Origin of the sequence: Methylobacterium sp. ME121 (genome assembly GCF_000974725.1) — a bacterium.
Lineage (GTDB): Bacteria > Pseudomonadota > Alphaproteobacteria > Rhizobiales > Beijerinckiaceae > Methylobacterium > Methylobacterium radiotolerans.
Window position 1 is genome coordinate 1 of the sequence record NZ_BBUX01000133.1, and the last position, 6249, is coordinate 6249.

Genomic DNA, 6249 nt, shown 5'->3' on the forward strand with positions numbered 1-6249 from the left:
GGCGTCGGCGAGGGCGGCGGCGCGGGCGGCGCTCTCCTGCTCGCTCAGGGTGCGCAGGACGACGCCCGAGGCGGCGCGCTGCGCCGGACGCGGCGGCGGCGCCGTCGGTGCGGGGGCCGCCGGGCGCGGTGCGGGCGCAGGCTCACGGGCGGGGGCGGCCGGTGCCGCACCGATGACGCGGCGCTTCACCGTCTCGACCACGACCTGCTTGGAGCGGCCATGGGAGAAGCTCTGACGCACGGTGCCCGCCTCGATCGGCCGCTTGAGGGAGAGCGGCTTCGGGGAAGTCCGATTCAGAGTCTTGTCGCCCGGGTTGTTCGTATCGCTCATTCAGCCTGAACCCTGAGGGTTTCCATCGTCCCGTGAACCGACACCCGGTGGCGCCGGTCAAAATAGTCCTGCGTCGTCAACGTGAGGCTTCGTCGATCCCGCCGATTCGGGCTGGATCGGGCTCCCCGGTCGCCGCGGCGGCGCCCTCGAAGGAGCGTAGCCGACGCCAACGCGACAGGCAGCCGGCGGCTCCGGCTCCTGCGACGAGCGCAGCGTGTATCACATGATCCCGACCTAAGGCCATGTCCAATTCGTCCTCGGACAGGTCATCGATGATCGGGATCCTTGACATGGCGTCACCGTGGCGCCTGTGCAAGGCCGACGCGATCTTCCGCCGGCCGTCCGGACTCGCCTCGGCGGCGTGAATCACCGCGATGGCGCCGGGCTGGCCGCCGATCGCCGCCTCGACCTTCGAGAAGCCCGCGACCACGCAGCCCGCCTTGTTGGCCATGGCGATGGCCTGCCGGAGGTCCTCCCGGAGACCCGCGACGATCCGGTCCGGCAGGTCGGGGGCGGCCGGTGTCGGCCCCTTGAACGCCCGGGCGAACAGGTTCTTGCGCACCGCGGTGGCGACCGCCTCACGGCGGGCGCTGACCCAGGCGCCGCGGCCCGGCAGCTTGGCACGCAGGTCGGGCACGACGCTGCCGTCCGGCCCGCGCACGAACCGGATCATCGCGTCCGGCGCCTGCGCGACGCGCGTGACGATGCAGGTCCGCTCGGGCAAGCGGCGGCCGGGGCCGGCATCGAGCCCCCCGGCCTCCAGCCCGTCCTCGGGCGGGGTCGTGTCGACCGCGACCATCGCGCCTCCGCCGGCTCTCGGCTCAGGCCTCGGCCTGCGCGGGGGCGGTCTCTTCGCCCTCGGCCGCCTCGGCACCCTCCTCGGCCCCTTCCTCGGTCTCCGGCTCCGGCAGAGCCTCGATCCAGCCGGCCTTCAGGCGGGCGGCCATGATCAGGGCCTCGGCCTCGGCGCGGGACAGGTCGAACCCGTCGAGGTAGCCGGCGTGGCGCACGGCGTCGGGACCGCGGCCCTCGGTGTAGCCGACGAGGTCGTCGGTGGCGCAGCCCGCCAAGTCCTCGACGGTCTTCACGTCGTTCTCGCCGAGTGCGACCATCATGGGCGTGGTGATGCCCTCGATCTCGCGCAGCTCGTCGGACACGCCGAGCTCGGTGCGGCGGGCGTCGTGCGCCTGCTCGATCCGGGCGAGGTGGTCCTGGGCGCGGGCCTGGATCTCGGTGCCGGTCTCCTCGTCGAGCCCCTGGATGCCGGAGAGCTCCTGGATGTCGACGTAGGCGATCTCCTCGACGTTGCGGAAGCCTTCCGCCGCGAGCAGCTGGCCGACCGTCTCGTCGACGTCGAGCGCCTCCATGAACACCTGGGTCCGCTCGGCGAACTCCTTCTGGCGGCGCTCCGATTCCTCGGCCTCGGTGAGGATGTCGATGTCCCAGCCGGTGAGCTGCGAGGCGAGGCGCACGTTCTGGCCGCGGCGGCCGATCGCCAGCGACAGCTGGTCGTCCGGCACCACCACCTCGATGCGGTCGGCCTCCTCGTCGAGCACCACCTTCACCACCTCGGCGGGCTGGAGGGCGTTGACGATGAAGGTCGCCTCATCCTCCGACCACGGGATGATGTCGATCTTCTCGCCCTGGAGCTCGCCGACGACGGCCTGCACCCGGGATCCGCGCATGCCCACGCAGGCGCCGACCGGGTCGATGCTGCCGTCGCGGGAGATCACCGCGATCTTGGCGCGCGAGCCCGGATCGCGGGCCACCGCCTTCACCTCGACGATGCCGTCGTAGATCTCCGGCACTTCCTGACCGAACAGCTTGGCCATGAACTGCGGGTGCGAGCGCGACAGGAAGATCTGCGGCCCGCGCACTTCCGAGCGCACGTCGAACAGGTAGGAGCGGATGCGGTCGCCCGGCCGGAAGGTCTCGCGCGGGATCATCTCGTCCCGTCGTACGATGCCCTCGCCGCGGCCGAGATCGACGATGACGTTGCCGTACTCGACGCGCTTCACGATGCCGTTGAGGATCTCGCCGATGCGGTCCTTGTACTCGTCGAACTGGCGGGCGCGCTCGGCGTCGCGGACCTTCTGGACGATGACCTGCTTGGCCGACTGGGCGGCGACGCGGCCGAAATCGAAGGGCGGCAGGGTGTCGGAGATCACGTCGCCGACCAGCGCGCCCGGGTTGTAGCGGCGGGCCTGGTCGAGGGTGATCTCGCGGGCGTCGTTCTCCACCTGATCGACGACCAGGAGGTGGCGCGAGAGGCGGAGCGCCCCGGTCTTCGGGTCGATCTCGGCGTGAACGTCGGTCTCGGCGCCGTAGCGGGAGCGGGCGGCCTTGGCGATCGCCTCCTCCATCGCGTCGATCACGATGGAGCGGTCGATCACCTTCTCGCGGGCGACCGCGTCGGCGATCTGGAGGAGTTCGAGCCTGTTGGCGCTGACGACGGCCATCGGTGTCGGTCCTTCTCTTCCGTCAAATCTTCGGGCCGGCCGCCGGGCAGCCGACGCGGGGGTCTCAGTGCAGGGAGTCGCGGTCCTTGAGCCGGGACGCCTTGGTCACGACCGGCTTCTTGGGGCCGGTCCGGGCCTGTTTCTGGGGCTTGGCCGCGGGGCTGGCCTTCCGGGGCCCCTTCGGCTGGAAGGGCACCCGCGCCGGCGACGACACGCTCTCCGCGGCGACCTCTTCGTCCTCGGCCTCTTCGGCCTCATCGGCCTCGTCCGCGGCGGGCGGCCCGCCGCGGCGGAGCGATTCGCGGATCAGCTCGTCGGTGAGGACGAGATGGGCCTCGGCGAGGTCCTTCAGCGGCAGGTCGATGCGGCTCGGCAGCCCTTCCTTCACGTCGGGCAGGTCGATCGGGACGGTCGTCCCCGTCGGATCGGGTGCGCCCAGGATGCCGCGGAACCGCTTGCGCCCGTCCAGCGGCGGGCTCAGCTCGACCTTCGCCTCGTAGCCCGCCCAGCGGGCGAAGTCCGAGACCCGGACCAGCGGCCGGTCGATGCCGGGCGAGGACACTTCGAGGTTGTAGGCGCCGCCCACCGGATCGTCGACGTCGAGGATCGGCGAGATCGCGCGGCTCACCGCCTCACAATCGTCGATCGTGAAGGTGCCGTCCGGCCGCTCCGCCATGATCTGCACGGTGCACCCGTTGACGTTGGACATCCTCACCCGGACCAGCCGGAAGCCGAGGCCCGCGAGCGGCCCCTCGATCGCCTGCGCGACGCGCGCGGCGACCCCGGCCTCGCGGACGAGGCGCTTCTCGGACAGATCCGCTTCAATCTCGGACGACATGGATGTTCAGCGCGCAACCTTCGCGGCGTCCTGCCTGGCCGCCCGCGGCGTGGGGCCTCGTGCGGCGAGAGGGTGTGCGGCGAAAAAAAAGAGCGGACCCGGTGGGGCCCACTCCCGAACCGCAGCCTCTCGACTGCCATCAGAACTGTTGAGAGCTAGATAGCGGTCCCGCGCCCGGAGCGCAAGGTGGATCCGCCGCGCCGCGCGCGCCCGCTCGTCCCGATCTCGGCCTCGTCCCGCGGTGCCGGAGCGTCGCGGGGGCCTCGAAGGAGCCCTCCTTCGAGGCCCACCGCGCTCGCACCCCGGGATGAGGGGTTCGGTCGGAGATCGCCTTTGCTCAGCCGCTGCGTGGCACCCGCCCCTCCAGCGGATAGGCCGGATCGTTGTAGCCCGGCGTCGTCGGATGCCCCGCGGCCACGAACCCGTCGACCAGCGCCTCGTCCTCCGGGGTGAAGGCGTAGTCGAGGGCGCCGAGATATTCCTGCCACTGCGCCTCCGTGCGCGGCCCGGCGATCACGCCCGTGACGAGGCGGTTGTTCAGCACCCAGGCGGTGGCGAACTGGCCGGCCGTGATGCCGCGGGCCTCGGCGTGCTCCCTCAGGGTCCGGGCGATGCGCAGGGATTCCGGGCGCCACTCGGTCTGCATCATCCGAGCATCCTGGCGGCCGGCGCGCGACTCGGCCGGCGGCGGCGCGTCGGGGTCGTACTTGCCGGTGAGTACGCCGCGGGCGAGCGGCGAGTACGGCACGACGCCGAGCCCGAAATGCGCGCAGGCCGGCAGGTGCTCGGTCTCGGGCATCCGGTTGAAGGCGTTGTAGTAGGGCTGGCTCACCACCGGCCGGTCGATCCCGGCCTCGTCGCAGAGCCGGCAGATCTCGGCGACCCGCCAGGACCGGTGATTCGAGACGCCGAAATGGCGGATCTTGCCCGCCCGCACGAGGTCGGCGATCGCCCGGACCGTCTCGGCGAGCGGCGTGTCGTGGTCCTCCTTGTGGAGGTAGTAGACGTCGATGACATCCGTGCCGAGGCGGCGCAGGCTGTCCTCGGCGGCCCTCATCACGTGGACCCGCGAGAGGCCGCGGTCGTTGACGCCCGGCCCGGTCGGGTTGGCGACCTTGGTGGCCAGGACCCAGGCGTCGCGCTCGGCCTTGATCGCCCGGCCGGTGATCTCCTCCGACCGGCCCTCCGTGTAGACGTTGGCCGTGTCGATGAAGTTGATCCCGGCCTCCCGGGCGCTGGCGACGACGCGGCCGGCCGTGGCCTCGTCGGTGGGGCCGCCGAACATCATCGTGCCGAGGCAGATCGGCGAGACCTTGAGGCCGGAGCGGCCGAGCGTGCGGTACTGCATGGGATCCTTCCAACCTCCGTCGTCCCGCTATCTCGCCGCGGGAACGGCGCGGTCAACCACAACACAGGTCAACGCCGCCCTGTAACCTGCGCCTGCCCGCGGCGAACCGACCCGTGACGGCACCGATGGCCCGGGCAGCCGTTCCCGCCGGTGGCCCGGGCCATCGGCGCGGCGCCGTCGTCCACCGCGAAGCTTCCGTTCGGACCCATGATCGATCGCTTGGCCGCTCCCCTCGGCATCCCGCTCCCCTGGCTCGACCGGGCCGGCCGTCTCTCCTGGCTGAAGCTCGCGGTGTTCGCGGGCTGCGTCGCGCCCGCGCTCTACCTCGCGGCCGCCTACCGGCTCGACGCCCTCGGGGCGAAACCGATCACCGCCCTGATCCACGCCACCGGCGAGTGGGCCGTGCGCTTCCTGCTCTTCTCGCTGGCGATCTCGCCGCTGCGGCGCCTCGCGGACTGGCCGAAGGTCATCGTCGTGCGGCGCATGCTCGGCGTCACCGTCATGGCCTACGCGGTGGCCCACCTCACCCTCTACGCCGTCGACCAGAATCTGATCCTCACCAAGGTGATCTCGGAGATCGCACTCCGGCTATACCTGACGATCGGCTTCGTAGCCCTGGTCGGCTTGATCGCCTTGGGGTTGACCTCCACGGACGCGGCGATCCGCAATCTCGGCCCGAACTGGAACCGCCTGCACCGCCTCACCTACACGATCGCCGTGGCGGCCCTTGTCCACTACTTCCTGCAGTCGAAGATCGATGTCACCGACCCGGTCTTCTCGGCCGGCCTGTTCCTGCTGCTGATGGGCTGGCGGGTGATGCGGCGTTTCCAGTGGCCGGAGCGGCCCTGGTCGCTCCTCCTCCTGGCGATCGTCGCCGGGCTCGCGACGGCCGGGCTGGAGGCCGCGTGGTACGGCCTCGCCAGCGGTGTGCCGGCCAACCTCGTCCTCGCCGCCAACCTGGACTTCTCCGGGCCGATCCGGCCGGCCTGGTGGGTGCTGGCCGTCGGCCTGTCGCTCCCGCTCGTGGCGCTCGTGCGCGGCCCGAAGGCCCCGGCACCGGGCAGGCGACCGGCCCAGGCGGCCCGCCGGGAGCCCGTCCGGGAGCCCGTCCGGGAGCCCTTGTCGCCGTCGGCCTGATGCCGCAGAACCCGCTCCCGGTCCTCCGCCGCCGGCGGCCCCGGGCCCAGCGGAGCTTTCGAGACGCCATGCGCGGCACGCCTCTCCTGATCGCGGGCTTGCTCGCGCCGACCCTCGCCTTCGCGACGCCCGCGAAG

At 71.9% G+C, this 6249-nt stretch carries 6 protein-coding genes; 1 reads left to right on the forward strand and 5 read right to left on the reverse strand.

The annotated features are described in order from the left end of the window. The 5 genes from ME121_RS32165 to ME121_RS32185 all read right to left on the reverse strand — a co-directional run. Nucleotides 1-330, reverse strand: a 330-nt coding sequence (locus ME121_RS32165; RefSeq protein WP_491892940.1) for a translation initiation factor IF-2 associated domain-containing protein, incomplete at its 3' end; no start/stop codon positions are given. Between the two features lie 76 nt (nucleotides 331-406). Then, complete coding sequence (locus ME121_RS32170) at nucleotides 407-1129, reverse strand: RNA-binding protein (RefSeq protein WP_012320662.1); 723 nt, start codon at nucleotides 1127-1129, stop codon at nucleotides 407-409. Nucleotides 1130-1151: 22 nt separating this feature from the next. Next, nucleotides 1152-2789 carry a transcription termination factor NusA gene (nusA, locus tag ME121_RS32175; RefSeq protein WP_012320663.1) on the reverse strand — a complete coding sequence of 546 codons (1638 nt, stop codon included), beginning with the start codon at nucleotides 2787-2789 and terminating at the stop codon, nucleotides 1152-1154. A gap of 64 nt (nucleotides 2790-2853) precedes the next feature. Beyond that, a complete protein-coding gene (gene rimP / locus ME121_RS32180; protein ID WP_059410284.1) occupies nucleotides 2854-3627 on the reverse strand; it encodes a ribosome maturation factor RimP in 774 nt (257 codons plus the stop codon). A gap of 337 nt (nucleotides 3628-3964) precedes the next feature. Beyond that, on the reverse strand, nucleotides 3965-4975 hold the full coding sequence (locus ME121_RS32185) for an aldo/keto reductase (protein ID WP_043074265.1): 1011 nt from the start codon (nucleotides 4973-4975) through the stop codon (nucleotides 3965-3967). Nucleotides 4976-5182: 207 nt separating this feature from the next. Between ME121_RS32185 and msrQ the strand changes: the two genes are divergently transcribed. After that, nucleotides 5183-6112 carry a protein-methionine-sulfoxide reductase heme-binding subunit MsrQ gene (gene msrQ / locus ME121_RS32190; RefSeq protein WP_059410285.1) on the forward strand — a complete coding sequence of 310 codons (930 nt, stop codon included), beginning with the start codon at nucleotides 5183-5185 and terminating at the stop codon, nucleotides 6110-6112. The last annotated feature ends 137 nt before the right edge of the window (nucleotides 6113-6249 follow it).

Excerpts from the sequence above, each read along its gene's own strand:
- ME121_RS32170 (WP_012320662.1), bottom strand. The coding sequence starts at position 1,129 with ATGGTCGCGGTCGACACGACCCCGCCCGAGGACGGGCTGGAGGCCGGG.
- nusA (WP_012320663.1), bottom strand. The coding sequence starts at position 2,789 with ATGGCCGTCGTCAGCGCCAACAGGCTCGAACTCCTCCAGATCGCCGAC.
- rimP (WP_059410284.1), bottom strand. The coding sequence starts at position 3,627 with ATGTCGTCCGAGATTGAAGCGGATCTGTCCGAGAAGCGCCTCGTCCGC.
- ME121_RS32185 (WP_043074265.1), bottom strand. The coding sequence starts at position 4,975 with ATGCAGTACCGCACGCTCGGCCGCTCCGGCCTCAAGGTCTCGCCGATC.
- msrQ (WP_059410285.1), top strand. The coding sequence starts at position 5,183 with ATGATCGATCGCTTGGCCGCTCCCCTCGGCATCCCGCTCCCCTGGCTC.